This is a genomic window from Labrys sp. F242 (genome assembly GCF_057813875.1).
Window position 1 is genome coordinate 3,009,728 of sequence record NZ_JBVASG010000001.1, and the last position, 26,528, is coordinate 3,036,255.

General features: G+C 63.7%; 24 protein-coding genes. 12 read left to right on the forward strand and 12 right to left on the reverse strand.

Going from position 1 to position 26,528, the window contains the following annotated elements; all coding sequences use genetic code 11:
- Positions 1-145 precede the first annotated feature (145 nt).
- The gene (gene ypfJ / locus ACZYTC_RS14175; protein WP_488989845.1) at positions 146-1,045 is read left to right on the forward strand and encodes a KPN_02809 family neutral zinc metallopeptidase; all 900 of its coding nucleotides are present in this window, start codon (positions 146-148) and stop codon (positions 1,043-1,045) included.
- Positions 1,046-1,331: 286 nt separating this feature from the next.
- Here ypfJ and ACZYTC_RS14180 read toward each other — a convergent pair whose 3' ends face one another.
- Together ACZYTC_RS14180 and ACZYTC_RS14185 are read right to left on the reverse strand one after the other, a co-directional pair.
- A complete protein-coding gene (locus ACZYTC_RS14180) occupies positions 1,332-2,600 on the reverse strand; it encodes a Gfo/Idh/MocA family protein (protein WP_441772817.1) in 1,269 nt (422 codons plus the stop codon).
- Between the two features lie 163 nt (positions 2,601-2,763).
- On the reverse strand, positions 2,764-3,504 hold the full coding sequence (locus ACZYTC_RS14185) for a GntR family transcriptional regulator (RefSeq protein WP_481274040.1): 741 nt from the start codon (positions 3,502-3,504) through the stop codon (positions 2,764-2,766).
- A gap of 220 nt (positions 3,505-3,724) precedes the next feature.
- Here ACZYTC_RS14185 and uxaC point away from each other — a divergent pair, with 220 nt between their 5' ends.
- The 7 genes from uxaC to ACZYTC_RS14220 all read left to right on the forward strand — a co-directional run bounded on the left by uxaC (position 3,725) and on the right by ACZYTC_RS14220 (position 11,623).
- A complete protein-coding gene (uxaC, locus tag ACZYTC_RS14190) occupies positions 3,725-5,125 on the forward strand; it encodes a glucuronate isomerase (RefSeq protein ID WP_488989846.1) in 1,401 nt (466 codons plus the stop codon).
- Between the two features lie 129 nt (positions 5,126-5,254).
- Complete coding sequence (locus tag ACZYTC_RS14195) at positions 5,255-6,538, forward strand: ABC transporter substrate-binding protein (protein ID WP_488989847.1); 1,284 nt, start codon at positions 5,255-5,257, stop codon at positions 6,536-6,538.
- Positions 6,539-6,543: 5 nt separating this feature from the next.
- Positions 6,544-7,476, forward strand: coding sequence for a carbohydrate ABC transporter permease (locus ACZYTC_RS14200; RefSeq protein WP_488989848.1), 933 nt, complete (start codon positions 6,544-6,546; stop codon positions 7,474-7,476).
- Entirely contained in the window at positions 7,466-8,335 is an 870-nt protein-coding gene (locus ACZYTC_RS14205) for a carbohydrate ABC transporter permease (RefSeq protein ID WP_434955449.1), read from the forward strand. The genes ACZYTC_RS14200 and ACZYTC_RS14205 overlap by 11 nt, the downstream gene beginning before the upstream one ends.
- A gap of 120 nt (positions 8,336-8,455) precedes the next feature.
- The gene (locus tag ACZYTC_RS14210; protein ID WP_488989849.1) at positions 8,456-9,466 is read left to right on the forward strand and encodes a Gfo/Idh/MocA family protein; all 1,011 of its coding nucleotides are present in this window, start codon (positions 8,456-8,458) and stop codon (positions 9,464-9,466) included.
- On the forward strand, positions 9,466-10,533 hold the full coding sequence (locus ACZYTC_RS14215; RefSeq protein ID WP_488989850.1) for a Gfo/Idh/MocA family protein: 1,068 nt from the start codon (positions 9,466-9,468) through the stop codon (positions 10,531-10,533). The genes ACZYTC_RS14210 and ACZYTC_RS14215 overlap by 1 nt, the downstream gene beginning before the upstream one ends.
- Positions 10,534-10,543: 10 nt before the next feature.
- Positions 10,544-11,623 (forward strand): ABC transporter ATP-binding protein, encoded by a 1,080-nt coding sequence (locus tag ACZYTC_RS14220; protein ID WP_434955446.1) that lies wholly within the window; start codon positions 10,544-10,546, stop codon positions 11,621-11,623.
- Positions 11,624-11,693: 70 nt separating this feature from the next.
- On the opposite strand, the gene ACZYTC_RS14225 is transcribed toward ACZYTC_RS14220, so the two are convergent.
- A complete protein-coding gene (locus ACZYTC_RS14225; protein WP_488989851.1) occupies positions 11,694-12,365 on the reverse strand; it encodes a TetR/AcrR family transcriptional regulator in 672 nt (223 codons plus the stop codon).
- An 82-nt stretch (positions 12,366-12,447) separates the two neighbouring features.
- Here ACZYTC_RS14225 and ACZYTC_RS14230 point away from each other — a divergent pair, with 82 nt between their 5' ends.
- Complete coding sequence (locus ACZYTC_RS14230) at positions 12,448-13,602, forward strand: FAD-dependent oxidoreductase (RefSeq protein ID WP_488989852.1); 1,155 nt, start codon at positions 12,448-12,450, stop codon at positions 13,600-13,602.
- An 89-nt stretch (positions 13,603-13,691) separates the two neighbouring features.
- Here ACZYTC_RS14230 and ACZYTC_RS14235 read toward each other — a convergent pair whose 3' ends face one another.
- Positions 13,692-14,405, reverse strand: a complete 714-nt coding sequence (locus ACZYTC_RS14235; RefSeq protein WP_434955443.1) for a glycosyltransferase family protein — start codon at positions 14,403-14,405, stop codon at positions 13,692-13,694.
- On the opposite strand from ACZYTC_RS14235, the gene ACZYTC_RS14240 reads away from it, so the two are divergent.
- A complete protein-coding gene (locus ACZYTC_RS14240; protein ID WP_434955442.1) occupies positions 14,386-15,510 on the forward strand; it encodes a PA0069 family radical SAM protein in 1,125 nt (374 codons plus the stop codon). The genes ACZYTC_RS14235 and ACZYTC_RS14240 overlap by 20 nt on opposite strands.
- A 152-nt stretch (positions 15,511-15,662) precedes the next feature.
- On the opposite strand, the gene ACZYTC_RS14245 is transcribed toward ACZYTC_RS14240, so the two are convergent.
- Complete coding sequence (locus tag ACZYTC_RS14245; protein ID WP_434955441.1) at positions 15,663-16,124, reverse strand: hypothetical protein; 462 nt, start codon at positions 16,122-16,124, stop codon at positions 15,663-15,665.
- A 186-nt stretch (positions 16,125-16,310) separates the two neighbouring features.
- On the opposite strand from ACZYTC_RS14245, the gene rnhB reads away from it, so the two are divergent.
- On the forward strand, positions 16,311-16,883 hold the full coding sequence (gene rnhB, locus ACZYTC_RS14250) for a ribonuclease HII (protein ID WP_434955440.1): 573 nt from the start codon (positions 16,311-16,313) through the stop codon (positions 16,881-16,883).
- Between the two features lie 18 nt (positions 16,884-16,901).
- Here the strand turns inward: rnhB and ACZYTC_RS14255 are convergent, their stop codons facing one another.
- From ACZYTC_RS14255 to ACZYTC_RS14275, 5 genes are all read right to left on the reverse strand, one after another.
- Complete coding sequence (locus ACZYTC_RS14255) at positions 16,902-17,348, reverse strand: RbsD/FucU family protein (RefSeq protein WP_434955439.1); 447 nt, start codon at positions 17,346-17,348, stop codon at positions 16,902-16,904.
- A 9-nt stretch (positions 17,349-17,357) separates the two neighbouring features.
- Positions 17,358-18,395 (reverse strand): ABC transporter permease, encoded by a 1,038-nt coding sequence (locus ACZYTC_RS14260; RefSeq protein WP_454813172.1) that lies wholly within the window; start codon positions 18,393-18,395, stop codon positions 17,358-17,360.
- Positions 18,395-19,351 carry an ABC transporter permease gene (locus ACZYTC_RS14265; protein WP_441772808.1) on the reverse strand — a complete coding sequence of 319 codons (957 nt, stop codon included), beginning with the start codon at positions 19,349-19,351 and terminating at the stop codon, positions 18,395-18,397. Before ACZYTC_RS14265 ends, ACZYTC_RS14260 begins: the two co-directional genes overlap by 1 nt.
- Positions 19,344-20,900, reverse strand: coding sequence for a sugar ABC transporter ATP-binding protein (locus ACZYTC_RS14270; RefSeq protein WP_434955436.1), 1,557 nt, complete (start codon positions 20,898-20,900; stop codon positions 19,344-19,346). The genes ACZYTC_RS14265 and ACZYTC_RS14270 overlap by 8 nt, the downstream gene beginning before the upstream one ends.
- 182 nt (positions 20,901-21,082) lie before the next feature.
- Complete coding sequence (locus ACZYTC_RS14275; protein ID WP_488989853.1) at positions 21,083-22,063, reverse strand: ABC transporter substrate-binding protein; 981 nt, start codon at positions 22,061-22,063, stop codon at positions 21,083-21,085.
- A 267-nt stretch (positions 22,064-22,330) separates the two neighbouring features.
- Between ACZYTC_RS14275 and ACZYTC_RS14280 the strand changes: the two genes are divergently transcribed.
- The gene (locus ACZYTC_RS14280; RefSeq protein ID WP_488989854.1) at positions 22,331-23,503 is read left to right on the forward strand and encodes a site-specific DNA-methyltransferase; all 1,173 of its coding nucleotides are present in this window, start codon (positions 22,331-22,333) and stop codon (positions 23,501-23,503) included.
- 189 nt (positions 23,504-23,692) lie between these two features.
- Here the strand turns inward: ACZYTC_RS14280 and ACZYTC_RS14285 are convergent, their stop codons facing one another.
- Positions 23,693-25,123 carry an amidase gene (locus ACZYTC_RS14285; RefSeq protein WP_488989855.1) on the reverse strand — a complete coding sequence of 477 codons (1,431 nt, stop codon included), beginning with the start codon at positions 25,121-25,123 and terminating at the stop codon, positions 23,693-23,695.
- An 85-nt stretch (positions 25,124-25,208) separates the two neighbouring features.
- A complete protein-coding gene (locus ACZYTC_RS14290) occupies positions 25,209-26,294 on the reverse strand; it encodes a Gfo/Idh/MocA family protein (protein WP_488989856.1) in 1,086 nt (361 codons plus the stop codon).
- Between the last annotated feature and the right edge of the window lie 234 nt (positions 26,295-26,528).

Genomic DNA, 26,528 nt, shown 5'->3' on the forward strand with positions numbered 1-26,528 from the left:
TATTTCCTTACGTAAGCACCGCCTAGAGCCCCTGTAACGGGCTTTGCGAAGACATATTTATTGGGTATGGCTTGCAGGAGCACAAATCACCATGCCGGCCCGACATCGGTGAACGGCCGGCATCCGGGGAGCAGGAGACAGGGCGATGAAACTCGACGATATGCGCGCATCCGACAATGTCGACGATCGTCGCGGCGAAGGCGGTGGTTTCGGCGGCGGTGGCGGCGGAGGCTTTCCGGGCGGACGGGGCGGCATCGGCCTGGGCGGCCTGGTGATCGTCGCGGCTCTCTATTTCCTCGTCGGCCCCGAAGCGGCCTTCAACGCCTTGCAGGGCTTGAGCGGCGGCGGTGAGCCGCAGGTCCAGCAACAGCAGCAACCGCGCCCCTCCAGCCAGACAGGCGGCGCCGACGACGCTTCAGGCACGTTTGTGCGCAAGATCCTCGGCTCCACCGAGGACACCTGGACGAAATTGTTCCAGGAACAGGTCAAGGGCAAGGCCTACCAGCCGACCGAGCTTGTGCTGTTCAACGGCGTGACTCGCTCGGCCTGCGGCACGGCCCAGTCGGCCATGGGTCCGTTCTATTGCCCGAACGACAAGAAGGTCTATCTCGACACCGCCTTCTTCGATGAGATGCGCAACCGCTTCAATGCCTGTCCGGCCGGCCAGGGCGCCTGCGCCTTCGCCCAGGCCTATGTGATCGCGCATGAAGTCGGCCATCATGTGCAGGACGAACTCGGCCTGCTGCGAGAGGGCGGCGCGGGCGCCGGCGGCTCCTCGGTGCGCCAAGAACTGCAGGCCGATTGCCTGGCAGGCGTCTGGGCTAATCGCACGCAGCAGGATTTCAAGTTCATCGAGCAGGGCGACATCGAGGGCGCATTGCAGACGGCCCAGGCCATCGGCGACGACATGCTGCAGAAGAAGATGCAGGGCTATGTCGTGCCCGACAGCTTCACCCATGGCACGGCGGCGCAGCGCCAGCGCTGGTTCGTCACCGGCCTGAAAAGCGGCCAGATCCGTTCCTGCGACACCTCCGGCGCCATCTGAGGGGGAATACTTCGCTCCCTTGTCGTTGAGGTCGCGCGGCCCCTCACCTTACCTCTCCCCGTAAGGACGGGGCGAGGAGGCGCAAGCGTTGCGATTGATCCTCGGAGCTTTCATCTCGCCCCAGCGTTGGGCGAGATGAGAGGTTTTCGGCACAAATCGACATCAAAGTCGCCGCCCTCCGTTCTTACGGGAGAGGTAAGGTGAGGGGCAGCCCCCGTTGCGTAAACTCATTCGATTTCAGGCGGCATGCAAAGATGCAGGTCAGAAGACGAAGACCTGCCCCCCATCAGGCCGGCAGGCCTCCGAGTTCGGCCAGTTTGACCGGCCGTCCCGACTTCATGCTGGCGAGAGCCGCCGCACCGCACAGCATCGACATCGCCCCTGCCAGGGCGCCGGCACGCTGGCCAAGCGGATCGGTCATGCCGGGGCGCAGCAGCATGTCGCGCAGGCGATCGTCGCCGCCGAAATGCCCGCCGCCGGCATGCGGCACGTGAATGCGTTCGACGCCGCCGAAATTGTGCATCAGCACGATCTCGTCATGGTCGGGCGTTTCGAAGGCCTGGCGCTCATATTGGCGAACCTCGATGCGTCCCTTGGTGCCGTTGAAGGCCAGGTGATAGCCCTCGATCGGCATGAAAGTGTTGAGGGAATAGGACACGATCACTTCGTTTTCGAAGCGCAGCATCGCCGTCATGGTGTCGGCGATGTCGATGTCCTCACGATAGACGCAGCCATCGCGCACATAGCCGTCCTCGGCTGATGGATCCTCATAGAGCATGGTCAGCCAGGGGTCCTTGCTCATGTCGAAATAGAAATCGCAATCCTGGGCATGGACGCAGGTCTGGCAGCGCTCGCCGCGGAACGGCCCGTTGCGGCCGTAATTGCGCTGCGTGCCGAAGGCCGAGACCTCGCGCGGTACCGATTCCAGATACCAGTTGAGCAGGTCGAAATGGTGGGTGGCCTTGTGCACGAACAGGCTGCCCGAATGGGCTTCCTTGGCGTGCCAACGGCGGAAATAATCGGCGCCATGCTGGGTGTCGAGATACCAATGGAAATCGACCGAAGTCACGGTCCCAACAGCCTCTTCGCGCAGCAACTGCTTGATGCGAGCGGCCGTGGGCGCGAAGCGATAGTTGAAGGTCACGTCGACAGGCCGGCCCGTGCGCGCCTCGGCTTCGAGGATGCGGCGGCATTTTTCCGGCGTGGTGGTCATCGGCTTTTCGGTGATCACCCGGCAGCCCGCCTCTAGCGCCTTGACGATGATCTCGTCATGGGTATCGTCGCGGCTGCAGACGATGACGATCTCCGGCTTCACGCTCGCCAGCATCTGGTCGACATCGGTGTAGACGGCTGCGTTGGTGCCGATCGCAGTGCGCGCGGCCGTGGCCCGCATTTCGTTGATGTCGCAGATCGCCACGAATTCGGCCCGGTCGCGCCAGCCCTGGAGCAGTTCCTTGCCCCACATGCCGGCTCCGCGATGGCCTGTGCCGACCAGGGCCACCCGATGCCTCTCTGCGCTTTCCCCATCCTCATGTCTCGTCGCTTGCATCGTCATAGCGTTTCCTCATGCGGTTCTGGCTGTTGACGGCGCCCGGGAACGGGATCTTTCTCCGGGGCGCTTGGAGCATCTTCCAGAAAAGTTGGTAGACTTTTCGGTTAAAAAAATGCGTTAAAACAATAACTTAGAGAAAAACGATTTATTGAAATCGCATTTCTCCCTAAACGAAATAGTCGGGATACTGCACCCGGAGCCGGTCGATGTCGGGAACGACGGCGCTCAGATGGGCTTTCATGGCCTTGCTGGCCACCTCGACATCACGGCGGGCAATGGCATCGCGGATGAAGCTATGCTCGGCGATGACCTGATGCATGCGGCCCGCCACCGGCAGGGTCAGCCGCCTTGCGCGATCCATCTGCACCTTGATCTGGCGCAGCAGGCGCGGAATGCTGGGATAGCCGGCGATCTGGGCGATGGCCTGGTGGAAAGCCTCGTCCGCCTCGTGAAAGGCGTCCTTGTCGCCGAGATCGGCCAGCAGGCGCTGGCGCGCCAGAATGGCGTCGATCGTGGCGATGTCGGCTTCCGTAGCGATCTCGATCAAGCGCCGCACCGCCGTGTCCTCCAGCGACTGGCGGATCACCACCGCCTCCGGAATGGCCGCCACCGGCACGCGCGACACGAAGGTTCCCGATTGCGCGAAGATATCGACCAGGCCGTCCTCGGCCAGTCGGATCAGGGCCTCGCGTACCGGTGTCTTGCTCACGCCGAAACGCTGGGTCAGCGCCTTTTCCTGCAGTGGCGTACCGGGAACCAGCCGCATGCCGAGGATCGCCTCACGCAGGTCATCGTAGATCAGGGTCGCTGTGGTGACGCGCGGACGCGTCGGACGCAGGCCGGATTGCGCCGCCTTGCCTCGTGCCGTCAGGATTTCCAGCGAATGGCTTGTATCGTGGCTTTCCATGGCCCCGGCCCGGTGTGGTCCTCCCAGAGCATTTTGTGATTTGACTGAACCACTTCAAATCACAAAGACGCGTCGGAACAAGGAGTTAGGGTAGAAAAGCGTCTCCACCAACCGCGCTTTGCTCCAGAGAGCCGCGATCATCAGATTTTGACACACTAGTATCTTAGTGTTAAAGCCACCGTCAAGAGGAGACGCCAACCAGATCAGGGCCGAGCCCCGCATGGCACTTCATCCCGACAGGCTATTGCCGATCGAACCGGACGCCAGGGCTATTGCCCGCCGCCTCTACAGGCAGGTGGCAGGCCTGCCGATTCTCTCCCCGCACGGCCATACCGACCCCAATTGGTATGCCGAGGATGCTCCCTTCCCCGATCCCGCCACGCTGTTCGTCAAGCCGGACCACTACATCACACGCATGCTCTATTCGCAGGGTGTACGGCTGGACATGCTCGGCATTCCCAGCCGAGACGGGACAGCTGTCGAAACCGACGGCCGCAAGATCTGGCGGCTTTTTGCCGAACACTGGTATCTGTTCCGGGGTACGCCGAGCCGGTTGTGGTTCGAGCATTCGCTGGAAAGCGGCTTCGGCATCACCGAGCGCCTGGCACCGGACAATGCCGACCGGCTCTATGACGAGATCGCCGCCGCACTCGAACGGCCGGAATTCCGCCCCCGCGCCCTCTATGACCGCTTCAACATCGAGGCCATCTCCACCACCGACGCGGCAACCGACGATCTGAAGGCCCATCAGGCCATCCGTGCCTCCGGCTGGAAGGGCCGTGTCCTGCCGGCCTATCGCCCCGACGCCGTCGTCGATGCCGATCGTGCCGATTTCCGGAACCAGGTTCGACATCTCCTCGATATGACCGGGCAGCCCGCGAGTTGGGAAGGCTATCTGACGGCGCACCGCGAACGCCGTGCCTTCTTCAGATCGCTGGGGGCGACCTCGAGCGACCATGGACATCCCAGCGCCCGCACGGCCAATCTCGGCCGGGCAGAGGCGGAAGCGCTCTTCGCCCGCCTCATCGCCGGACCGGCAACGCCCGCCGATGCCGAGCTGTTCCGGGCGCAGATGCTCACCGAAATGGCGCGGATGAGCCTGGAGGACGGGCTCACCATGCAAATCCATCCGGGCTCCTACCGCAATCACAATCCGGCGCTGTTCACCCGCTTCGGTCCGGATGTCGGTGCCGACATTCCCAGGCAGACCAGCTATGTCGAGGCGCTGAAGCCCCTGCTCGACGCCGTCGGCAACGAGCCCGGTCTCACCGTCGTGCTGTTCACCTTGGACGAAACGGCCTTCAACCGGGAACTCGCGCCCCTCGCCGGCCATTATCCCGCGCTCCGGCTCGGCCCGCCCTGGTGGTTCCTCGACAGTCCGGAAGGCATGCGCCGCTTCCGCGAACTCGCGACGGAAACGGCCGGTTTCTACAACACGGTCGGCTTCAACGACGATACCAGGGCCTATCTGTCGATCCCGGCGCGCCACGACATGGCTCGCCGCGTCGATTGCGCCTGCCTCGCCCGCCTGGTGGCCGATCATCGCCTCGATGAGGACGAAGCCGCCGAGGTCGCCGTCGACCTCGCCTACAACCTCGCCAAGCGCGCCTACAAACTCTGACATCGTGTGCCATGGCGGCATGCGATGTCACGTAACGTCATATCGATATCGAAACCCGCGAGTACAAAGACAAGAACACAGAAAAACCGGCTTTCAAGCAGCCATACGGACCGGAAAAGGGGGGAAGCCATGCATGCCCATCTCGTCAGTCGTCGTGCAATGCTCGGAGCCGGCTGCGGATTTGCCGCTTCCGTCATCCTGGGCAACCAGGCCCGGGCGGAGGACAAGCAGCTCAGGGTGTTCTGGTGGGGCTCGCAGGAGCGGGCCGACCGTACCAACAAGGCCGTGGATGCCTTCCGGACCGCAAATGCCGGCGTCGACACCAAGACCGAATTCACCGGATGGAGCGACTACTGGCCGCGTCTCGCCACCCGCGTCGCCGGGCGCAATGCGCCTGACCTGGTCCAGATGGACTATCGCTACATGTTCGAATATGCCCGCCGCGGGGCCATCCTGCCGCTCGACCAATATCTGGGCAACCTTCTCGACATCGCCGATTTCGGCAAGGCCAATCTCGGTTCCTGCAGCGTCGACGGCAAGCTCTACGGCATCAATCTCGGGGTCAACTCTTCAGCCATGGCCTATGACCCCGCTGCCTGGCAGGAAGCGGGCGTGGAGCCGCCGAAATTCGGCACGAGCTGGGAGGAATTCGCCGGCAAATGCGAGGCTTTCGGCAAGGCCAACAAGCGCAAGAAATTCTACGCTACGGCCGACGCCAGCGGCGTCGAGCCAGCCTTCGAGCTCTGGTTGCGGCAACGGGGCAAGGCCCTCTATGACGACAAGGGCGCACTCGCCTTCGACGCCAAGGATGCCGCCGACTGGTTCAAGCTCTGGGGCGCCCTGCGCGATTCCGGCGGCAGCGTCAGCGCCGACATCCAGGCCCTCGACAAGCTGACGCTGGAAACCTCGCCCCTCGCCCTCGGCTACTCGGCCACCAGCTTCCTGCACTCCAACCAGTTCATCGGCGCCCAGCAGCTCAGCAAGGCCAGACTGTCGATCACGGCCTATCCCATCCTCGCTGGGGGCAAGCCCGGCCACTATCTCAAGCCCTCGCAGATGTGGTCGATCTCCTCGGACGCCAAGGCGCCGGAGCTCGCCGTCAAGCTGGCCAACTTCACCGTGCATGATCCCGCCGGCGTCAAGATCCTCGGGGTGGAGCGGGGCGTTCCCGCCTCCCCCGCCATGCGCGACCTTGCTGCCGCCTCGCTCGACGACGTCAGCAGGCAGATGGTCGATTATGTCGGCAAGCTCGACCCCTATGTCGGGGCCCTGCCGCCCTCCCCGCCCAAGGGGGCTGGCGAGATCTCCTTCGTGCTGCAGCGCATCAGCCAGGAAGTCGCCTTCGGGTCGACGCCGGAACAAGGCGGCGAGCAGTTCATTGCGGAAGCCGAGTCCATCCTGAAACGGGGCTGAGCGCCATGGCCGCGACGACACTGGTTCAGCCCAGCGAGATCTCCGAAGGTCGGCTGCGGCAGGCCCTGCGCCGAAACGGTGCCGGCTATCTGTTCCTGGCGCCCTGGCTGATCGGCTTTCTCGGCCTCACCTTGGGGCCGGCCCTGGCCTCGCTCTATCTGTCCTTCACGGACTATGATCTGCTGCAGAGCCCGCAATTCGTCGGCACCGCCAATTATTTGCGTATCGCCACCGCCGATCCGAAATTCGCGGCGGCGATGAAGGTGACCTTCACCTATGTGCTGCTGTCGGTGCCGCTCAAGCTGATCTTCGCCCTGGCTCTGGCCATGGCCTTCAATCGCGGCATAAGAGGGCTTCCGCTCTATCGCGCCATCTTCTACCTGCCCTCTTTGCTCGGCGCCTCCGTGGCGATCGCAGTGCTCTGGCGCCAGCTCTTCGCCGCCGACGGCCTCGTCAATTCCCTCCTCGCCCTCGCCGGCATCGACGGGCCGAGCTGGATCTCCAATCCGCGCTATTCGCTCTACACGCTGGTGGCGCTCTCGGTTTGGCAGTTCGGCTCGCCCATGATCATCTTCCTGGCGGGCCTGCGCCAGATTCCGCAGGACATGTACGAGGCCGCCAGCCTCGACGGCGCTTCCAAGGCCCGGCAATTCTTCAAGATCACCCTGCCGCTGCTCACCCCGGTGGTGTTCTTCAATTTCGTCATCCAGACCATCGAAGCCTTCAAGGCCTTCACGCCCGCCTTCATCATCTCCGAAGGCAATGGCGGCCCGATCAACTCGACCCTGTTCTACACGCTCTATCTCTACCAGGAGGCCTTCGGCTATTTCCGCATGGGCTATGCCTCGGCGCTGGCCTGGATCCTCGTGCTGATCATCGCCTTCTTCACCGCCTTCTCCTTCCTCACCGCGCGCTATTGGGTGCATTATGACGACTGACGCCGCCGCCGTGCACGCGCCGGAGCGCTCAGTCCTGCGTTCGGCCCTGATCCATGCTGGCCTGATCGCCGCCTCCTTCGTGATGCTCTATCCGCTGCTCTGGATGCTGGCAGGCTCGGTGCGGCCGGCGGACGACATCTTCGGCGGCCAGACTTCGCTGATCCCCTCCCAGGTCTCGATCCGGGCCTATGAAACCGGCTGGTTCGGACTGCAGGTGAGCTTTGGAACCTTCTTCCTCAACTCGCTCGCCATCTCCGTGCTGGCGACGATCGGCAACGTCATGGCCGCCTCGCTGACGGCCTATGCCTTCGCGCGGTTGCAGTTCTTCGGCAAGAACTTCTGGTTTGCATTGATGCTGGGCACGCTGATGCTGCCCTACCACGTCACCCTCATTCCTCAATATGTGCTGTTCCTGAACATCGGCTGGGTGAACACCTGGCTGCCGCTGGTGGTGCCCAAATTCCTCGCGGTCGATGCCTTCTTCATCTTCCTGATGGTGCAGTTCTTCCGCGGCCTGCCACGCGAGCTCGACGAGGCCGCGATGATGGATGGCTGCAGCGCCTGGCGCATCTACTGGAAGATCGTGCTGCCGCTTTCCATGCCTGTCCTCGCCACCGCCGCGATCTTCTCCTTCATCTGGACCTGGGAGGATTTCTTCGGGCCGCTGATCTATCTGGGCGACATCCACACCTACACCGTCCAGCTTGGCCTGCGCTCGCTGGTCGATGCCAGCGGCACCTCCGACTGGGGCGCCCTGTTCGCCATGTCGGTGCTCTCCTTGATCCCGATCTTCCTGGTCTTCCTGTTCTTCCAGCGCCTTCTGATCGAAGGCATCGCCACCACCGGCATGAAACGCTGACATCCGGAGCAAAATGCGTTCAAGCCGAAATCTTCGTTCGACTTAACACACTGGGAACAGACGCATTTTGCGATTCTAGCGATTCAATCTGAAAGTAGAACGCCCGAGCGGACAATTGATATGAAACCTTTGAAATTCGCCGTCATCGGCATCAATCACGACCATATCCACGGCCAGATCAGGGCGCTCAGGCAGGCCGGTGCCGTCTGCACGGGCTTTCATGCCACCGAGGACGATCTCGCCGTCGCCTTTGCCGGGGCCTATCCCGAGATCCCGCGCGTCGCCGAGGCGGCGCGGCTCTATGAGGACCCTTCGATCGATGTGATCGTCAGCGCCGCCATCCCGGGTGATCGCGCCGACGTCGCCGTCACGGCCATGCGCCACGGCAAGGATGTGCTGCTGGACAAGCCGGGCATGACCAGCCTCGGCCAGCTTGAGAGGGTGCGCCTGGTGCAGGCCGAGACCAGGCGCATCCTCTCCATCCTCTATTCGGAACATTTCGAAGTGCCCGCCACCGTGAAGGCCGGCGAACTGGTGGCCTCGGGTGCCATCGGCGAGATCGTGACCATGGCCGGACTCGGCCCGCATCGCCTGCGCAAGCCGCAGCGACCGGGCTGGTTCTTCGAGCGCGAGCGCTATGGCGGCATCCTCGTCGATATCGGCGCCCACCAGTTCGAGCAGTTCCTGTTCTTCACCGGCGCCGAGGATGCCGATATCCTTTCCGCCTCTGTCGGCAACCGCGCCAATGCCGACAAGCCCGGCCTGCAGGATGTCGGCGATGTCCACCTTCGCACGCCGCAGGGTGTCACGGGCTATATCCGCGTCGACTGGTTCACGCCCGACGGCCTGCCGGTATGGGGCGACGGGCGGCTCTTCATCACCGGCACCCAAGGCACCATCGAGCTGCGAAAATATGTCGATGTCGCCGGCCGCGCCGGCGGAGACCATCTCTTCCTCACCGATCGGAAGGGTATGCAGCATATCGATTGTTCGGCGGTCGAGCTTCCCTTCGGCCGGCAGTTCATCACCGACGTCTTGGAGCGGACCGAGACGGCCATGCCGCAGGCCCGTTGCTTCAAGGCGATGGAACTCGCCCTCAAGGCCCAGCAGCGCGCCGAGGAGGCTGCGTGATGGGCGAGATCAAATCCGTCGCCGTCGTCGGGCTGAACATCGGGCGCGCGCATATCGCCGAGGCCTATGCGCCGCGCCCCGAACGCTGGCGCCTCGCCGCCGTCTGCGATCGCAACCAGGAACGCCTCGATGCGGTGGCCGATGAATTCTCGGCCGAAAGCCGCACGCTGCATTTCGACGAACTCCTCGCTCGCGACGATATCGACGTGATCGACATCGCCACACCGCCCGCAACCCATTTCGAGCTGGTCAGCCGGGCCCTGGCGGCGGGCAAGCACGTTGTCTGCGAAAAGCCTTTGGTGGGCTCGCTGCACGAGGCCGATCTTCTGGCCAATGCCCAGGCCCAGAGCGGCCAGATCCTGATGCCGATCTTCCAGTACCGTTTCGGCGAGGGTGTGCAGAAGGCCAAGCGCATCATCGAGGCGGGGTTGGCCGGAAAGCCCTATCTTGGCACCGTCGAAACCCATTGGAAGCGCACACCCGATTATTATGCCGTCTATTGGCGCGGCAAATGGGACACAGAGCTCGGCGGGGTGCTGATGACCCATGCCATCCACCAGCATGACATGATGACCCATCTGATGGGACCGGTGCGGCGGCTGTTCGCGCGGGCGACGACGAGGGTCAACGCCATCGAGGTGGAGGATTGCGTCTCCTCCTCCTGGGAAATGGCCAATGGCGCGCTGGTGGCGGCCAGCGCCACTTTGGGCTCGCAGAAAGAGATTTCGCGGCTGCGCCTGTGCTTCGAAAACGTCACTTTCGAGAGCGGCGGCGAGGCCTATTCGCCGGGTGACGACCCCTGGACGATCCTGCCAGCGAACGAGGCCGTGGCGGCTGATATCAAGGATCTCGTCGCCGACCTGCCCCCGGTCGGCCGCCGCTTCCTCGGCCAGATGGATGCCTTGCACGAGGCCCTGCACGGCCGTGCACCGGTCCCGGTCACGGTTGCCGATGCCCGCCGGGCGCTGGAACTGGCGACCGCCTTTTATCATTCCGCCCAGACCGGCAGCGACGTGGCCCTGCCGATCGGCCCCGATCATCCGAAATATCGCGGTTGGCGACCGTAAGGAGGACGACATGGCGACGAGCATCCGGCTCGACAAGGTGGTGAAGCGCTACGGCTCTCTGGACGTCATTCACGGCGTGGATCTTGTCATCGAACCGGGCGAGTTCACGGTGTTCGTCGGCCCGTCGGGCTGTGGCAAATCTACCCTTCTGCGCATGATCGCCGGTCTCGAGCCGATTTCGGGCGGCGACCTCACCATCGACGGGGAACGCATGAACAATGTCCCCGCCTCGCGCAGGGGCATCGCCATGGTGTTCCAGTCCTACGCCCTCTATCCGCACATGACGGTCTACAAGAACCTCGCTTTCGGACTGGAGACCGCCGGCTACAAGCGGGCCGAGGTCGACCAACGGGTGCGCCATGCCGCCAGGATCCTCAAGATCGAGGACTATTTGCAGCGCCGCCCCAAGGCCCTGTCCGGTGGCCAGCGCCAGCGCGTCGCTATCGGGCGGGCGATCGTGCGCGAACCGCGCATCTTCCTGTTCGACGAACCCCTCTCCAATCTCGACGCGGAACTGCGGGTGCAGATGCGCGTGGAGATCGCCAAGCTGCACCAGGATCTCGGAAACACCATGATCTACGTGACCCACGACCAGGTCGAGGCGATGACCATGGCCGACAAGATCGTGGTGCTGCGCGACGGCGTGGTGATGCAGGTCGGCGCACCCCTCGATCTCTACAACGCGCCGGCCAACCAGTTCGTGGCCGGCTTCATCGGCTCGCCCAAGATGAATTTCCTGGCCGGCCGCCTGGCCGGAGCCGGCGATGCGATCGAAGTTGCCGGCCGAACCGTAAGCCTCGGTTCGCCTCTAGCGGGCGCCAGGACGACTGCCCCCGTCACCTTCGGCGTGCGCCCCGAGCATGTCCTGGTCGGCGGCGGGGCCGGCGAGTCGCTCGGCGACGTCAAAGTCCATCTGGTCGAGCATCTCGGCGGAGAGACCGTGCTCTACGCAACCACCTCAGGCGGGGAGAACCTGACCATTTCGGCCCCTGGGCAATTACGAGTCCGCCATGGCGAAACCGTGCCCCTGCGCGCCGACCCCGCCCTCTGCCATGTCTTCAACCAAGAGGGTGCTTCCCTGCGACGGTGAGCCCAGCGGATCGCCGGAACGCCGATTTCGAAGGGTGGTGCGCCCGCGACAGATGGATGGGTCGGCAACGCTATCGGACGGTTGCGATCCCGGCCAGGATGAGGTCGATGCCGGCAAGGAACTGCTCCCGGTCGTCATGGCCGGGCAGCCGCGTCGCCAACCGATGCACGAAGGCATATTTGGCGGGGTCGAGCTGCCTCCACCGCGCTGCAACGGTGGTGAGGAACGTCGTCCGGTCCATTTCGCGCGGGGCGAGACGGGCATTCGCAGCGTTCTGCCCGGCGACGCCGAGAATGTAATTCACGAGCGCGGACCAGCAGTCGAACTCCGCCCGCTCGGGAACGCCGAGCGCCTGGAGATGGCTGCCGATGCCTTCGGAAATCTGGAGCATGGCGGCTTGCAATGGCTCACGGGAGAGTTGCGCACCCACCCAGGGGTGTGCATCGATCGCATCGAACACACCGAGCGCCATGACTCTGATGGCCTGCTGGGGCCTGTCTCCATCGCCCACCTCGGTCATGGCGCGGGCAATGATGTCGTTGGTGGCAGCCGCGAGGAGCCCGTCCTTGTCGGCGACGTGCCAGTAGATCGCTCCGCTTCCCGTTGCCAGACGGGCGGCGAGTGCGCGGAATGTCAGGGCGCCTTCCCCCCCGCTGTCCAGGATCTCGATCGCGGCTTCGACGATCCTCTCCTTCGAGAGCGTGTCCGCGCGCCGTCCGGTTCGCTGAATCTTGGTTGTCATACCCACCATCTTGACATGGTTGGAACATCGTTCCAACAAATGTCTATGGAACAGTGTTCCATAGACATTTGAAAGGAATAGAATGACGACACCAGTCACGATTATCGGCGCGGGCCTCGGCGGCCTCATCCTCGCACGCGTCCTCTCCCGGCACGGCATCTCGGCGACGGTCTACGAGGCCGAGCCCTCGGCCGGCGCGCGCACGCAGGGCGGACAGCTCGATATCCACGAATATAACGGGCAACGCGCGCTCGATGACGCCGGCCTCCTCGATGAATTCCACGCGATCATCCACCGGGGCGGCGCGGCGGCACGCATTCTCGACCGACACGGCAACTTATTGCTCGACGAGCCCGACGACGGCACCAGCGGACGTCCCGAGGTGCTTCGAGGCGACCTGCGACGAATTCTTGTCCAGTCCCTGCCCGAGAATACGATTCAGTGGGGAAAGAAGCTCGCCCACGTCGCGGATCTCGGCGATGGCCGGCACGAGTTGGCATTCACGGACGGGTCGACCGCGAGAACGGAACTTCTCGTGGGGGCGGATGGCGCCTGGTCGAAGGTCCGACCCCTGCTGTCCGATGCGAAGCCCGATTATGTCGGCACCACATTGATCGAGACCTATCTACATGATGTCGACGAACGGCATTCCGCGTCTGCCGGAGCCGTCGGCCGCGGTGCGATGTACGCACTCGCCCCGGGAAAGGGCATCGTCGCGCATCGCGAGGCCGGAAATATCCTTCACACCTATGTCGAGTTGAACCGCTCCGCCGAATGGATCGCCGACATCGACTTTAGTGACGCCGCTGCCGCAACAGCCCGGATCGCGGCTGAATTCGAGGGCTGGGCGCCGGCGCTCACCGCGCTGATTACCGATGGCGAGACTCCGCCGACCCCGCGCATGATCCATGCGCTTCCCGTCGGACACCGATGGGACCGCGTGCCCGGAGTCACGCTTCTCGGCGACGCCGCCCACCTGATGCCCCCCGCCGGCGAAGGCGGGAACCTGGCGATGCTCGACGGCGCCGAACTCGCAAAAGCGATCGCCGCTCACCCCGACGACATCGAAGCGGCCCTCGCCATCCATGAAATTGCGATGTTCGCGCGCAGCGCCCCCGAAGCCGCGGACGCGCATTTGATGCTGGAAATCTGCCTCGGCGACCGCGCTCCGTTCGGACTTATCGACTTCCTCACTGCCGCCCATCAGGGGAGACAGGAAGAAAGCGCCCTGTCCTGATCCGCGCCACCACCAGTGCCGGCATGACGGCCGACGCTCTCGCCGGATCATCGCGGGCAAAGGGCCGACTCAAGCCGACAGGATCTGTCTCATAAGCCAACAGGCCCGACCCCGCCCGTAAAAGCACGCGCCCGCAGCGCATGGATTGCCAGGCGCGCGCCGGCCAGCAGCGCTTGGCGGGGCGCCAGCACGGCCTGCCGCCGCCTGCGGCTGCGCGACAGTTTGAGCAGGATCTCCCGCGCTCTTGCCCGCCAGCCATAATCGTCGACCGCGCCGCGAAACAACATCGCGACCGGCCGGTCGCCCACTCTCTGCAATCGCTGCATCATCACGCCGGCTTCGCGAAACCAATCGCTCTCCAGCCGCACGCCGGGGGCCATCACCAACACCCAATCGCTGCGGGCAGCCTCGAGGCCGGTACGCTCGTCACCTTCTACGATGACGCAGCCGACGGCATCCGCGACCAGGCGCGTGCCCCGGGAAGATCCGCTCTCGGCGACCACCACCTCGCGCACGAAACCATCCGCCGCCGCCGGGACAAGGGCAGCCAGCGTTTCCGCCAGCAGCAATTCCTGGCCGTTCGCGGCGATGACGACACTGATCATGGCAGGCAGGGGGGTTGTTTCAGTCTCATTCTCCTCCTCGCATATCACGCGGCGCCCTTCGAAATCAGAGCCCGAAACAGCCGATCCTGCGCAAATTATCGGCAATTTCGTTTCGCTTGCAGCAATGTTCTCTTTTTGTTCTAATGAGAACAGAGGAATTTGATTCGCGGAGGCGGCCATGGGCGTGCCGATAAGCAAGGTCTCTCTTACCGATGCGGTGCCGGTGGGCACGACCGTGATCGACATCGATCGGCGGCGGGGCCGCGGCGCCGGCTCCAACGCCAGCGGGCGTTTCGAAGGGCTTTCGCGCTTCATCGAGGATGACGGCTGGAACTCGATCGAGGAATTGCCGACTCTGCGCACCGAGATCCAGGACGAGCAGGCCCGCAAGATCATCACCTTCAACGACTCGCCGGACATCTCCTTCGACCGTTCGATCAACCCCTATCGCGGCTGCGAGCATGGCTGCGTCTATTGCTTCGCCAGGCCGACGCACGCGCATATGGGGCTCTCGCCGGGGCTCGACTTCGAGACCAAGCTGTTCGCCAAGCCGAATGCGGCGACCCTGCTGGAAAAAGAATTGTCGGCCAGGAATTATCAGCCGCGCACCATCGCGATGGGCACCAACACCGACCCCTACCAGCCGATCGAGCGCCAGCGCGGCATCACCCGCTCCATTCTGGAGGTTCTTGATAGAACCAGCCACCCGGTCGGCATCGTCACCAAATCGGGCTTGATCACCCGCGACATCGACATTCTCGCACGCCTTGCGCGGCGCGGCCTGGTCAAGGTCGCCCTGTCGGTGACCACCCTCGACGCAAAGCTCTCCCGCTCGCTCGAGCCACGAGCGGCCACGCCGTCCTTGCGCCTGAAGGCCATGCGTCAGCTGGCCGATGCCGGCATTCCCGTGACGGTGATGGTGGCGCCGATCATCCCCAAGATCAACGATGCCGAGATCGAGCGCATCCTCGAAGCGGCCCGTGCGGCGGGCGCCCGCGAGGCGGGTTACGTCATGCTACGCCTGCCCCTCGAGATTTCGGGCCTGATGCGCGATTGGCTGGGCGAGCATCGCCCCGATGCCATGAACCATGTCTTCTCGCTGATGCGATCGAGCCGCGACGGCAAGGACTATGATTCGCGCTGGGGCCTGCGCATGTCGGGAACCGGACCCTATGCCTGGATGATCGGGCGGCGTTTCGAACTGGCTGCCGCCCGGCTGGGCCTCAACGCCAGGCGGTTGAAGCTGCGTACGGACCTGTTCACCCGCCCGGTGCGGATGGGTGAACAACTGGCGCTGTTCTGATCAGGCGAAAAGCAGATATTTTCGTTCTTCGGTCGTGTTGCCTGTCGCCCTTGCCGTTGCCCGGTTCTTACAGGGAGAGGGCAAGGGGGCAACGCCGCGGACCGTGAAGAAACGGTCTTCTTCCGCCCTAATATCCGAAGAACTGCCGGCAATCACCGCTTGCTGCCTTTGAACCAGGACGAGCGCGCCGGTTTGGCCGGCTCCGGTTTGGCCGGCGTGGATAAAAGCTCGCTGATCGTCGGGCCAGGCAGTTCGCTCACGGGCGTCAGGGTCGCCGAAGCCCAGAAGGAATTGCCGGCCAGGGCATGCTCGGCGAGCTTGCGATAGGTTGCCAGGCGGCGGTCGATCCGCTCGCCGATGTCGTAGGCGGCCAATTCGTCCGGTGTCGGATCGCGCCCGACCTCCTGCTTGAAAGCCACCAGCCAGTCGCGCTTGTTCTGCGTGGAGAGGGAAAAGGCCAGCAGGCCGACGACATCCTCCTCGTCATGCACCAGGCGATCGAACACATTGTCGGAGGGCAAGCCAGCCTTGATCGGAGCCGGCGCCGCTTCGCTCTGGGATTGATGGTCCTGAGAAGGTGTAGCAGCCTCGATATCGGTCACGTTCTTTTGCATTCCGCCCTGCCCCGCAACAAACGCTATCTGCCCAAACGCTGTCCATCGTTGTCGGCAACATACGTTGAAAAATTGCAGCTAAACTTGACATGGCAGAGGCACAAAGCAAGTCACGATTTGTATCGGTACAGCGTCAGCCCACCCTCTGCGCTGGACCTGCCGGCGGGAATCTTCTAACGCCAGTTCATGACAAAACATCTTCTCGCTGGCGTCGACGAGGCTGGCCGGGGACCGCTGGCGGGCCCGGTATCGGCTGCCGCCGTCATCCTCGATCCCGACAGGGTGCCGGTCGGCCTGGCCGATTCCAAGGTCATCACGGCGGCACGGCGCGAAGAGCTCTATCAGGAGATCATGGCCTCGGCGCTCTCGGTCTCGGTCGCCTTTTCAAGCCCAGCCTTGATCGACCGGCTCAACATCCGCGGCGCCACGCTGGACGCCATGCGGCGGGCCGTCAGGGGACTGTCCCTGCGCCCCTCGTCGGTGGAGATCGACGGCAAGGACGTGCCCCACGGCCTGCAGCTTCCGGCCCGCGCCATCATCGACGGTGACGCGCTGGTGCCGACCATCTCCGCCGCCTCGATCATCGCCAAGGTCACCCGCGACCGCCTGATGATCAAGCTTTCGGCCACCTACCCGCTCTATGGCTTCGAGCGCCATATGGGCTACGGCACGCCCGAACATACCGCCGCCATCGACACGCATGGACCCTGCCCGCATCACCGCCTGTCCTTCGGAAGGCTGAAGGCATATCGGGTTTGAGAGAGCGGTGCTGTCTCCTTACGGCGCGACCACGCCCTTGCGGAAGATGAAACAGCCATAGAAGCGCCGTTCGCCAGTAGCGATCACGCAATAGGCCTTCTTGGCGTGTTCGTAGAATTCCATGCGCTCGATCGAGGTCATCGGCCAGGACTTGCCTTCCGCCTTGTCGATCGCGGCCTGCACTTCCTGCTGGACCGGCGGGACTTCGTCGGGCGAGCCGACGATCTCCATGCGGCGGGCCGAGTCGTCGACGAAGGTGTCGAGCGGCACGACCGACAGTACGGCCTCAACCGCACGGGCGGCCGTCACACCATCGATGCGCAGGAGGTCCCCCAGTACCGTCTCGCGAGCGACCGAATCGGCCGGGAAATTGGTGTCGCAGATCACCAGCGTGTCGCCATGGCCCATCGCTCGGAGGGCATAGAGCACATCGGCATTCAGCAACGGATCGATATTCTTGAGCATGGTAGTTTCCTATTTTGCGATCTGCGCAGGTCTGGTCTGCATGAGCTTGGCCTGCAGGATGACGACGATCAGCAAGAAGGCGCCGCGCACCACCGACTGCCAATAGGCTGAGAGCGAGATCCAGCCCATGCCATTCTCGAAATTGAGGATCGTGTAGATCAGGCCGAGCAGCAGGGCGCCGGCCAGCGTGCCGCCGATGGAGCCCTTGCCCCCTGTCAGCAGCGTGCCGCCCACCACCACCGAGGCGATGGCGATCAGCTCCCAGCCAATGCCTTCGATCGGTTGGCCGGCACCGAATTGCGAGGCCAGGATCACGCCCGCCATGCCGGCCGTCACGCCGGAGATCACATAGACCGCGAAGATGGTGCGGTTGACCGGCAAGCCCATCAGCCGGGAGGCTTCCGCGCCGCCGCCGACCGCCAGCACATGGCGCCCGAAAGAGGTGGAGTTCAGGGTAATGGCGCCCACGATATACGCCACCAGGGCGATCCAGGCCGGCGTCGGGAAGCTCAGGATGAAGCCGAGAATGTTCGCGGCGGTGCCGGCATTTTCGGCATCCACCCATTCAGGTCGCATGAAGCTGAGAAGATCGCCCTGCCCGAGCGCGGTGAAGGCCGTGTCATAGGAAGCCGAGACCGATTGGTTGTTGGCCAGCAGCAGGGCCGTGCCTTGCGCCGCCAGCATGGTGGCGAGCGTGGCGATGAAAGGCAGGATCTTCAAACGGGTGATGATCAGCGCATTGATGATGCCGACGGCCGCTCCCGCCGCAAGCCCGCCGGCGGCGCCGGCGATGAGGCCATAGGAGCTGAGATAGGCGGAGACCACGCTGGCCAGCGCGGCTGTGGTGCCGACCGACAGGTCGATGCCGCCAGTCATGATCACGAAGCACATGCCGAGGGCGACCAGCGCAAACATCGAATTGTAGCGCAGCACGGTCTGGATGTTGTAGGTGCCGAGGAAGCCGTCATAGCGCCAGGCCCCGAAGGCCGCGAGCAGCACGAGGGCCAGCAGCACGCCGAGGGCCGGAGAGAACCGAAAGTTCGCCATCACGCCGTCCCCTGCCGCTGGAGCCAGACAGCGAGCACGATCAGCACTGCCTTGGCGATGAGAGCCGCCGCATCCGGCACTCCGTTGGCGAGCAAGGTGTAGCGCACCAGCTGGATGATGAGTGCTCCGAGCAAGGTACCGACGATGGTAGCCCGGCCGCCGGAGAGCAGCGTCCCGCCAACCGCCACCGCCGCGATGGCATCGAGTTCCTTGCCCATGCCGATCAGATTGGCATCGGCTGCCGAGTTCATGGCGATCTCGATGAGGCCGGCGATACCGGCGCACAGGCCGCAGATGAAGTAGACCAGCACCTTGACGCGGGCCGCCGGCACGCCGGCGAGTCGGGCCGCCGCCTCATTGCCGCCGACCGCCAGGACCTGCCGGCCGAACACGGTGCCCTTGAGCACATAGGCGGCCGCGATCACCAGAACCGCCATGATCCAGACCTGGAACGGCAATCCCAGCACCTTGCCGAGCGCGATCGCCTGGAATTCCGGGACCTTGAAGACCTGCAGGTCGCCATTGGTGGAGACTTGGGCGAGCCCCCTGCCCGCAATGAACAGGATCAGCGTCGCGATGATCGGCTGGATGTTGTAGCGGGTGATCAGCCAGCCATTGAAGAGGCCGAATACGCCCGCGACCAGCACCGGAATGACGATGCCGAAGGCGATCGCGACATAGAGGTTGGAAAAATCCACGATTTTGCCTGTGAAGATCATCGGCGACAGGGCACCGGCAATCGCCATCAGCGAACCAACCGACAGGTCGATGCCGCCGGTTGCGATCACCAGCGTCATGCCGATGCCGACGATCACGATGGTGCAGACCTGGGTGAGATTGACCAACAGGGTCTGGGTGGTGGCAAAATTGGGAGTGACGGCGAAATTGAAGCCGATCAGAAGCAGCAGCGCGATGATGACACCGTAGCGCTGCAGAAACGCAGGAACATCACGCATGGTTAGCCGTTCCCGTCTCGTCGGCTGCGGGGCTGGCGCCGTGGGCCATGGCGGCCATGATGCTGTCCTCATTGATGTTGGGGGCGCGCAGCTCCGCCACGCTCAAGCCGTCGCGCAGCACGAAGACGCGACTTGCCGCCTCGATGACCTCCTCCAGTTCGGAAGAAATCACCAGCACGCCGAGCCCCTCCGCGGAAAAGCGGCGGATCAGGTTGAGAATTTCCGCCTTGGCCCCGACATCGATGCCGCGCGTCGGCTCATCGAGAATGAGAAGCTTGGGATTCATGCACAGCCAGCGGGCGAGCAGTACCTTTTGCTGATTGCCGCCGGACAATTCGCGGATCTTCTGGTCCGGGCCCGAGCATTTGATGCCGATTTCCTTGATGAAACGCTCGACGATCCGCCTCTGCTCGGCAAGGTCGAAGCGGCCGCCTCGCGAAAGGGCCGGCATCAGCGCGAGGGTGAGATTGTCGGCGACCGACATGTCGGGGACGATGCCTTCGACCTTGCGGTCTTCCGAACAAAATCCCATTCCGGCCTTGATGGCTTCCGTTGGCGTGCGGAACTCCGTCTTGGCTCCATTGAAGGCGATCTCTCCCTTGGCGCGCCTGTCGGCGGCGAAGATGGCGCGGGCCGTCTCGGTACGGCCCGAACCCAGCAATCCAGCCAATCCGACGATCTCGCCCTTGTCGATCGAAAGGGAGGCATCGCTGACGCGCCGCCCGACGGCGAGCGAGCGCACGCCGAGCAGTTCCTCGCGAACAGCCGAGCCCTCTCCCCGTTCGGCGGCGGTGCCTTTTGCCATCACTTCCGCAAGGGCCCTGCCGAGCATGGAAGAGACAAGGGTCAGCTTGGGCATGTCCTGCATGGGCGAAACGGCGACCGTGCGCCCGTCGCGCATGATGGTAACCCGGTCGCAGACGGCATAGAGCTCGTCGAGCTTATGGGTGACGAACAGCACCGAGACCCCGTCATCCTTGAGTTGCCGGATGGTGCGCAGCAGCACCGCCACCTCTGCCTCGTCGAGAGAGGAAGTCGGCTCGTCCATGATCACCAGGCGCGCCTTGAAGGACACCGCGCGGGCGATCGCCACCATCTGCTGGATGGCGGTGGGAAATTCACCCAGCGGCTGGGTAACGTCGATATTGACGTCGAAACGGGCCAGGAGCTCGCGTGCACCGGCATTCATCGCCTTCCAGTCGATGAACAAGCCGCGGTGCTTGGGCTCGCGGCCGAGATAGATGTTCTCGGCGACCGAACGATAGCCGATCAGGTTGAGTTCCTGGAAGATGGTGCTCACCCCCAGGCGCTGGGCCTGCTGCGGAGAACTGGCCTGCCAGGGTGCTCCGCCGAAGGTGATGGTGCCGCCATCATGCGTATGGGCACCATTGAGGATCTTGATCATGGTCGACTTGCCGGCCCCGTTCTGGCCCACCAAGGCCATGACCTCAGCAGGGGCGATGTCGAGGGTCGCGCCATGCAGGACCTTGACGCCACCAAAGCTCTTGGTGATGGCGTCCATGGAAAGAAGCGGGGACGATGGTGCCATTCAGTCTCTAGCTCTAATGGCGGCTAAACCCGCCTCTATCATTGTAAAGAATCGCCGCTTAGGCTCGACCTTTGTCATGCCCGGGCATGACCCGGGCATCCAGGCTCTCTGTCATAAAGGAGGAGCTGGATTGCCGGGGCTAGCCCGGCAATGACAAAAGTCAGCGTTCTAAGACTGCCGGATCAATAGGATTCCGGCAAATAAGCGGCGATGTTGTCCTTGTTGAACAGCCGGTCGGTATTGACGAGACGCGGCGCCACGGCTTCGCCGGCGGCATATTTGACGATGGCGTCGAAGGCAGCCGGACCGAATTTCGGATTGCATTCGATCAGGACGAGAAGCTTGCCGTCCGAAACGGCCTGGGCCGCATCGCGCGTGCCGTCGATCGAAGCCAGGATCAGGTCCTTGCCCGGTGTTTTGCCGGCAGCCTCCATCGCGGCGATGGCGCCCATGGTCATCTCGTCATTGTGCGAATAGAGGGCGGTCGCGTCGGGATGGGCCTGATAGAGCGTCTCGAAAACCTGGCGCCCCTTGTCGCGGGCGAAGTCACCCGACTGGGAAGCAATGATCTTCATGTCGGGATAGGCCTTGATCGCCTTCTCGAAGCCCGTTTTGCGGTCATTCGCCGGCGAGGAACCGGTGGTTCCCTGCAATTCGATGATCTTGGCCTTGCCGTTCATCGCCTTGGCGAGATATTCGCCCGCCATCTCGCCTTCCTTCACGAAGTCGGAGCCGATGAAGGCGATGTAGTCCTTGCCGCCCTTGGCAAGATTCGCATCGACACCGCGATCGATCAGGAAGAGCGGGATGCCTGCCTTCTTGGCTTCCATCACCGCTGGCACGAGCGGCTTTTCCTCGCGCGGCGACAGCAGGATGACGTCGACCTTCTGGGCGATCATCGAGCGTACGTCGGCGACCTGCTTGGCGGCCGAGCCGGCGGCGTCGGTATAGACGAGCTGCCAGCCCCGCTTCTGGGCCTCGTCTTTCATGCTGGCGGTCTGTGCCAGACGCCAGGGATTGTTGCTCTCCGTCTGCGCGAAGCCGACCTTGTATTTGTCTTTCTTCTTCAGCTTGGGCAGGTCGGCGTAAGCAGGCACCAGCCCGAGGCCGGTGAACGCAGCACTGCCGGCCGCGATCTGCAGCAAGGAACGACGCGTAATCATGTTTCTCTCCCGTTTGGGCCCTGGTTCCGACGGGCCCGGACCGCCGGCAGCGCAGTTTCGGTGCCATGGTCGGCGGCTAGAATGGTCGGACAATTTCAATCGCGTCAAGTCATCAATTTGAGCAGAACGCGGACAATCACAGCAAGCGTGGCGGAGCGGCGGGCGTCCCGTTCCGGCACGAAATTTTTATCAGGATGGCAACGCGGAATTTACCAAACCGGCCCAGGATCCACCGTGTTGTCAGTAAGCGTTGCGTATGAGTACCCCATGAGTATCTCGCGTACCGGAGCCGCCCAAGCGCTTCGGATGAGCCCAGGGTTGAAGCGTGTAGAATCGCGTTCGTCTGCAATGGCGAGTGCGGTTCTACCGCTCGATACCATCATCGAGGGCGACTGCATTGCCGCGTTGCAGCGGTTGCCAGCCGCGAGCGTCGATCTCGTCTTTGCCGATCCCCCCTATAATCTTCAATTGGGTGGTGATCTTCAGCGGCCCGACAATTCCATGGTCGACGCTGTCGACGACGACTGGGACAAGTTCGCATCCCTGCGCGACTATGACGATTTCACCCGGGCCTGGCTCGCCGCCGTCAAGCGCGTGATGAAGCCCGATGCCACGCTGTGGGTGATCGGCTCCTATCACAATATCTTCCGGGTCGGCGCCAGCCTGCAGGATCTCGATTTCTGGATCCTCAACGACATCGTTTGGCGCAAATCGAATCCGATGCCGAATTTCCGCGGCAAGCGCTTCACCAATGCGCATGAGACCCTGATCTGGGCCTCGCGCGACCAGCGCTCGCGCTACACCTTCAATTACGAGGCACTGAAGGCCGGCAACGAGGATGTGCAGATGCGCTCCGACTGGCTGATCCCGCTGTGCACCGGCTCCGAACGGCTCAAGGACGACGAGGGGCGCAAGGCCCATCCGACCCAGAAGCCGGAGGCGCTGCTGGCACGCATCCTGCTCGCCGCCTCCAAGCCCGGCGACGTCGTGCTCGACCCCTTCTTCGGCTCGGGCACCTCCGGCGCCGTCGCCAAGAAACTCGGCCGCCACTTCGTCGGCATCGAGCGCGATCAGGCCTATATCGCCCATGCCCGCGAGCGCATCGCCCACGCCACGCTTGTCGACGATGCCGCCATGCTGGCACCGGCGGAAAAGCGTTCCGAACCCCGCATTCCCTTCGCCAACGTGATCGAACGCCAGCTCCTGCAGCCCGGCGCCATCCTGACCGACGCCAATCGTCGCCATCAGGCCCGCGTGCGGGTCGATGGATCGATCATGCTCGGCGACATCATCGGCTCGATCCACAAGATCGGCGCCCTCGCCCAAGGCCTGCCCGCCTGCAATGGCTGGACCTATTGGCACTATGACGATGGTGGCAAGCCGGTGCTGATCGACGAGCTACGCGCCATCCTGCGCAAGGAACTGGCAGCGGCGGGGTAAAATTCCTTCTCCCCTTGCGGGAGAAGGCGGCGGCAGCCGGATGAGGGGTCGACGAAACCTCCCCATTGCCGGTGGCTGCCTGCAAGGCGTTTAGGATGGGTCAGGCGACCCCTCATCCGCCCGTTAGGGGCACCCAGTCCACTCCAAGTGGAGTGGACGATACCCACAAGGGGAGAAGGTAATTGCCCCTCACGCACTGATGGCCGGGCGCCGGCCGTTCCAGGGCATGGCCTGTTCGAGCTGTGCGGAAACCGCCAGCACGCTCGCCTCGTCGCCGTAACGCCCGACCAGTTGCACGCCGATCGGAATGTCGTCCGGCGTCGAGCCCAGCGGCAGCGAGATCGCGGGCAGGCCGGAAAGATTGAACGGGAAGGCAAAGACCGCATCCGTCCATTTGGCGTTGTACTGGTCGAGATCGGTCATCGACATGTCGTAATAGCCCATCGGGCGCGGCAGCTGCGTCAGGGTCGGCGTGATGAAGATGTCGTAGGGCCCAAGATCCTCGGCGATGGCACGGCTGAGTTCGCGCAATTTCCAGACATCGCGGGCATGCTCGACGCCGCTGATCGAGCGGCCGCGCTCGATCACCGCCCAGGTCACCGGCTCGACGTCGTCCCGGGTGACGGGACGCCCGATCACGTCGGCCAGTCCGTCGAACATCGCGGCCGTCTCGACCGGAGACATATGGGTATAGGTCTTCCAGGCATCATTGCCGTCGAGGGCCATGTCATGTTCCTCGACGAGATGGCCGAGGCCCTCCAGGGTCTTCACCGTGGCCAGCACCGCAGCCTTCACCTGGGGGTCGATCGGCGTGCCGTTGGCCGGCGTGACGGTGTAGCCGATGCGCAGCCGCGCAGGCGTACGCTTCGACAATTCAAGCCAGCTCTCCGCCGGCCTGGGCGGCGTGTAGGGATCACCCGGCAAGGCTCCGGCAACGGCGTCGAGATAAGCGGCTGTATCGCGCACGCTGCGCGAATGGCAGAGGAAATAGGCGCCGCCGTACCAGAAGTCCCCTGCCGGAGCGAGGGTGACGCGTCCGCGCGAGGGTTTCAGGCCGACGATGCCGCAGCAGGAGGCGGGAACGCGGATGGAGCCCGCACCATCGCTCGCCTCGCCGATCGGCACCATGCGCGAGGCCACGGCCGCCGCCGTGCCGCCGCTCGACCCGCCGGCGGTGATGCCCTCCTTCCAGGGATTGATGGTGGCGCCGTAGAGCTTGGGCTCGGTCGAGATCGACCAGCCATTCTCGGGCGCATTCGACTTGCCGAGCAGCACAAGGCCGGCAGCCCGGATGCGCTGCACCGACACCGAATCGCTCTCGGCCATCAGATCCTTCAGATAACGCGATGAATTGGTGAGCGGTGCCCCCTTCCAGGAACTGGCGAGTTCCTTGGCAAGAAAGGGAACCCCGGCGAACGCGGCCTGGCGATCGACATCGGCTGCGGCGGCGCGGCCCATGTCGTAGAGGCGGTGGATGACTGCATTGAGCTTCGGATTGAGCTGTTCGATCACGGTGATGGCGGTCTCCACCACCTCGAGTGGCGACACCTCGCCTTTCTGCACCAGCCCGGCCAAAGCGAGCGCATCGGATTCGACGTAGGTTTCCAGCAATGTCGTCATGACGAGTATCCCTTGGTGATGAAATGAAAAGCTACGACGCGCGCAAAACGCGCACGTCGGATCGCTGGCGGAGCGACGAACGCCGTCAGCCGATCTCGACCGCCCGCTGTTCCCGGATGCTCTGCTCGGCCGCCAGCACGATGCGCAGGCTGTTCACTGCGGCCGCCATGGATTCGGTGAGATCGAGGTCCTCGCGGATCGCACGCAGGAAATAGGCCTGCTCGCGATCGCACAATTCCTGATGGCCCGGTTCGTCCTCCATGCTGAAGATCTCGTCCGGCTTGGCGAAGTTCTTGTCGGCGTCGACCTTGGCGTAGTGGATCTTGATGGCGTCGGTCTTGGTGTGGCGATCGATGTCGGCGGAATCGGAGAGTTCTTCGCCCTGCTTGCTGCTCTCGGTCTGGCCGGCAACGATGGATACGGCCCCTTCCGGCCCGATGACGTCCTTCACGAAATAGGCGATCTCGCTCATCATCGGCCCCCAGCCCGCCTCGTACCAGCCGACGGAACCATCGTCGAAGGTGACGTGCAGATGGCCGTAATTCTGCTGGGCCGCCTCCTGCCAGAGCTTGGCGCCGATGCCATGCACGCGCAGCGGTTTGGCGCCGGTGAGCTGGCACATCACATCGACATAATGCACGCCGCAATCGACGATCGGTATCAGCGAGTCGATCAGGTTCTTGTGCCAGTGCCAGGCCGGGCCGCTGCTCTGCTGGTTGAGATTGAGGCGCATCACCAACGGCTTGCCCAGGGTCCGGCCCATCTCGATGAACTTCACCCAGGAGGGGTGCACGCGCAGGATATAGCCCAGCACCAGCTTGCGATTTTTGGCACGAGCAGCGGCGACCACCTTCTCCGCGTCCTCGATCGTGGTAGCGATCGGCTTTTCCATGAAGACGTGGCAGCGTGCCTCGATCGCCTTCAGCGCATATTCGGCATGGGTGTTCGGCCAGCTGTTGATCGAGACGGCATCAGGCCTGGTTTCCCTGAGTGCGGTATCGAAGTCCTCGAACAGCGGGTAGCCGGCGAGTTCGGCCGGTACGGGCTTCGACTTGATCGAGCGGCTCATGATGCCGACGATCTCGAAACCATCATTGCGATGATAGGCGCTGGCATGGGAGGCTCCCATATTGCCGAGCCCCACCACGAGAATCCTAACCTTGTCGGACATGCGCCCTCCCCCAATACCAATCACATAGTCCGACGCGGACCGGGATCCGCGCCGGATTTCAAATGTTTGCAAAGCACCCCTCAGAGGGCTGATGCGGTTCACTTGAGCGTCTTGGAGCTTGCGCGACCTTTGTCATTGCCGGGCTTGACCCGGCAATCCAGCCCCAGACCGTTTGCGCGTGTGGCTCCTGGATAGCCGGGTCAAGCCCGGCTATGACAAATCGCAGCATTACCT

Excerpts from the sequence above, each read along its gene's own strand:
- ypfJ (WP_488989845.1), top strand. The coding sequence starts at position 146 with ATGAAACTCGACGATATGCGCGCATCCGACAATGTCGACGATCGTCGC.
- ACZYTC_RS14180 (WP_441772817.1), bottom strand. The coding sequence starts at position 2,600 with ATGACGATGCAAGCGACGAGACATGAGGATGGGGAAAGCGCAGAGAGG.
- ACZYTC_RS14185 (WP_481274040.1), bottom strand. The coding sequence starts at position 3,504 with ATGGAAAGCCACGATACAAGCCATTCGCTGGAAATCCTGACGGCACGA.
- uxaC (WP_488989846.1), top strand. The coding sequence starts at position 3,725 with ATGGCACTTCATCCCGACAGGCTATTGCCGATCGAACCGGACGCCAGG.
- ACZYTC_RS14195 (WP_488989847.1), top strand. The coding sequence starts at position 5,255 with ATGCATGCCCATCTCGTCAGTCGTCGTGCAATGCTCGGAGCCGGCTGC.
- ACZYTC_RS14200 (WP_488989848.1), top strand. The coding sequence starts at position 6,544 with ATGGCCGCGACGACACTGGTTCAGCCCAGCGAGATCTCCGAAGGTCGG.
- ACZYTC_RS14205 (WP_434955449.1), top strand. The coding sequence starts at position 7,466 with ATGACGACTGACGCCGCCGCCGTGCACGCGCCGGAGCGCTCAGTCCTG.
- ACZYTC_RS14210 (WP_488989849.1), top strand. The coding sequence starts at position 8,456 with ATGAAACCTTTGAAATTCGCCGTCATCGGCATCAATCACGACCATATC.
- ACZYTC_RS14215 (WP_488989850.1), top strand. The coding sequence starts at position 9,466 with ATGGGCGAGATCAAATCCGTCGCCGTCGTCGGGCTGAACATCGGGCGC.
- ACZYTC_RS14220 (WP_434955446.1), top strand. The coding sequence starts at position 10,544 with ATGGCGACGAGCATCCGGCTCGACAAGGTGGTGAAGCGCTACGGCTCT.
- ACZYTC_RS14225 (WP_488989851.1), bottom strand. The coding sequence starts at position 12,365 with ATGACAACCAAGATTCAGCGAACCGGACGGCGCGCGGACACGCTCTCG.
- ACZYTC_RS14230 (WP_488989852.1), top strand. The coding sequence starts at position 12,448 with ATGACGACACCAGTCACGATTATCGGCGCGGGCCTCGGCGGCCTCATC.
- ACZYTC_RS14240 (WP_434955442.1), top strand. The coding sequence starts at position 14,386 with ATGGGCGTGCCGATAAGCAAGGTCTCTCTTACCGATGCGGTGCCGGTG.
- ACZYTC_RS14245 (WP_434955441.1), bottom strand. The coding sequence starts at position 16,124 with ATGCAAAAGAACGTGACCGATATCGAGGCTGCTACACCTTCTCAGGAC.
- rnhB (WP_434955440.1), top strand. The coding sequence starts at position 16,311 with ATGACAAAACATCTTCTCGCTGGCGTCGACGAGGCTGGCCGGGGACCG.
- ACZYTC_RS14255 (WP_434955439.1), bottom strand. The coding sequence starts at position 17,348 with ATGCTCAAGAATATCGATCCGTTGCTGAATGCCGATGTGCTCTATGCC.
- ACZYTC_RS14260 (WP_454813172.1), bottom strand. The coding sequence starts at position 18,395 with ATGGCGAACTTTCGGTTCTCTCCGGCCCTCGGCGTGCTGCTGGCCCTC.
- ACZYTC_RS14265 (WP_441772808.1), bottom strand. The coding sequence starts at position 19,351 with ATGCGTGATGTTCCTGCGTTTCTGCAGCGCTACGGTGTCATCATCGCG.
- ACZYTC_RS14270 (WP_434955436.1), bottom strand. The coding sequence starts at position 20,900 with ATGGCACCATCGTCCCCGCTTCTTTCCATGGACGCCATCACCAAGAGC.
- ACZYTC_RS14275 (WP_488989853.1), bottom strand. The coding sequence starts at position 22,063 with ATGATTACGCGTCGTTCCTTGCTGCAGATCGCGGCCGGCAGTGCTGCG.
- ACZYTC_RS14280 (WP_488989854.1), top strand. The coding sequence starts at position 22,331 with ATGAGTATCTCGCGTACCGGAGCCGCCCAAGCGCTTCGGATGAGCCCA.
- ACZYTC_RS14285 (WP_488989855.1), bottom strand. The coding sequence starts at position 25,123 with ATGACGACATTGCTGGAAACCTACGTCGAATCCGATGCGCTCGCTTTG.
- ACZYTC_RS14290 (WP_488989856.1), bottom strand. The coding sequence starts at position 26,294 with ATGTCCGACAAGGTTAGGATTCTCGTGGTGGGGCTCGGCAATATGGGA.